We start from the raw sequence: 2,401 nt of genomic DNA on the forward strand, positions 1-2,401 counted from the left end.
AATTGCGATCGAGTTTGACGCCCATTTTCTAACTGATTTTCTAAGTCGGATATTTGAGATTGCAGTTGATTTTGATTTTGATTGGCTCTCTCGATTTGAGTTTGCAATTCTAAGACTTGAGAATAGAGGTGCGAGCGTTCTGTGTTTGCAGTTTCTAAATCTGATTGCAGTTGCGATCGCTCTTGGTATAGACTTTCTAACTGCTGTTCTAATTCGGATACTGAAGATTGCAGTTGAGCTTGGCTCTGATTTGCTGTATCGAAGAGATTTTGCAATTCCGAGAGTTGAGAGTAAATGTGCGATCGCTCTTTGTTAGCCGTTTCTAATTGAACCTGCAATTCTGACAACTGAGACAGCAACTGTTCCCGCTCTCGAACAACCGTTTCTGATTGACTTTGCAGCTCAGATAATTGAGAGTTTAACTGCATTTTATCCTGATTCGCTGCTTCTAACTGCGTTTCCAGCTCTAATGCTTCAGGTTGCGGTTGATTTGGTTGTTGGCGGGCGGTTTCCAATTGAGAGTTGAGGATTTCTCGTTCTTGCTCTGAACTCTCTAGTTGAGCTTGCAATCCCGAAAGTTGAGACTGAAGTTGCTCCCGCTCTTGAATTGAGCGATCGAACTTAATTTGAATTTCTGACAACTGGTATTGTACCTGCAATCTGCCTTGGCTAGCAGTTTCCAACTGACTTTCAACTTCCGAAAGCAGAGCGTTAAATTGAGAACGTTCTGCATTAACCGCCTCTAACTCTGCTTGCATTTCCCGGATTTGGGCGTTAAGTTGCGATCGCTCGTGCTGAGCCAATTCTAACTGATATTGAAGTTCTGCCACTTCTGCTAACTGAGACTCAGCTTGTTGAGTATTTTCTAGCTGAAACTGCAAATCAGCAATCAGAGCATTAACTTGCGATCGCTCCTCAGCAATTCCTGCCAAAAATTCTTCCAATTCCGACACTTGATTGTTTAAAACATCTTGCTCGCGAGTCACAATTTCCAAGCGACTTTGCAGCTCAAACATTTCAGAATTTAGCTGAGTTTCATTCTGCATTTTCTGCCGCAATTCCGAAGTTCTAGCATCCAACTGCGACGCCAACTTCGATATGGCCTCCTGCGAACCCTGCATCCGCACCAAATTGCGTGAATTTCGCTTATTCAAAATAAGCCAGCAGACTAATGCCCCGCCTGCAAACCCTATCAATAAAAGTAATGCTTCCATTTGTTTATTTAATTGATATAAATTGAGTTATTTTGCTGTTTTTCCCAAAATGGGTATTCAAAAAACACTATCTTGTTCAAGGATATCACAATTTTAGCGCCTGTGTTTACCTGGCAAAACACTTTATATTTGTTTACATTGTTTGACATTGTTAAATGTTAACATTAATGTACAATGTTGTTGTGTAGAGCGCATTAATTGGGATATTTGGGCAGCGAATTAATACAATTTTGGAAAATTAATGCAACAATATTGGTAGGGTGTCTCGCCATGTATGGTTCCCAACAACAACAGAACATCAAACTATAGCAGTCTTTGCAGGAGTCGTAAAGTTTTTTACCCCACCCCAACCCTACCCTTATTAAGGGGAGGGAGTAAGAAATTCACAAATGATTTAGGATTTCTATAGCGACGCAAAGCGCGGCAATAGTTGAGTAAACAAACTCAACTAATAGTGTTGTAACAAGGATTGTTTCAATTGGTACAAGTAGAAGTTTGGCATAAATATTTGATTGACAGGTCAATGGTAGATTAAAAGTTTATCTAACAAAAATAAAATAGAGATAATTTTAAGTAGAGCGAGCGAATCAGTGCAATCTTGTTTAATGACTGAAATTCAACCACTCTACTTATGATGTCTGGGCAAACTATTTTGGATAATGAACCAAAGTTAGGGTAAAGGTTTAACAGAAAGCCTTGTCAAAGCTTCCTTCAGCGCCGGCGGCAATTGACGGATAATCTTGCCCTTGTCCCGATCGACACCAACCAAAGTTACCTGTGCTGTCACGTATAATTCTTGAGCGTCGGGCGATCGAATTTCGTAATCCCAAAGCAGCCGCACGCCCTCGGTAGCAGCCATCCGGGTTCTGACTGCCACAGATTGACCCATTTGTACAGAGCGGTGGTAGCGCAGTGAAAGCTCAACCACCGGCAATTCCACACCCTGCGCCACCCACTCTGCATACTCGATGCCGAGAGAGCGCAAACTTTCCACCCTAGCTTCCTCCATCCAAGTCAGATAAGTCCCGTGCCAAACCGCGCCACTGTAGTCAGTATGGTGGGGGTTTGAAACTGTAACTTAATTTATTGACAAAGCTACCCATCCTTGACTATTTGGGTAGCTTTGTCCGCAACTCGGGCGATCGCACGAGACTATTTGCCCCTGGTTCAATTTGTTTTTGCCTCCG

The 2,401-nt window shown here is 42.4% G+C and carries 1 protein-coding gene and 1 pseudogene; both read right to left on the reverse strand.

The features are described 5' to 3' along the window. A partial coding sequence (locus JGK22_RS32950) for a hypothetical protein (RefSeq protein WP_293225307.1) occupies window positions 1-1,214 on the reverse strand: 1,214 nt, incomplete at its 3' end. Between the two features lie 670 nt (window positions 1,215-1,884). Further along, window positions 1,885-2,277: pseudogene (locus JGK22_RS32955) on the reverse strand (thioesterase family protein); the annotation flags it as partial. Window positions 2,278-2,401 lie beyond the last annotated feature (124 nt).

It is taken from the genome of Microcoleus sp. PH2017_08_TRC_O_A, assembly GCF_020738665.1.
Lineage (GTDB): Bacteria > Cyanobacteriota > Cyanobacteriia > Cyanobacteriales > Microcoleaceae > Microcoleus.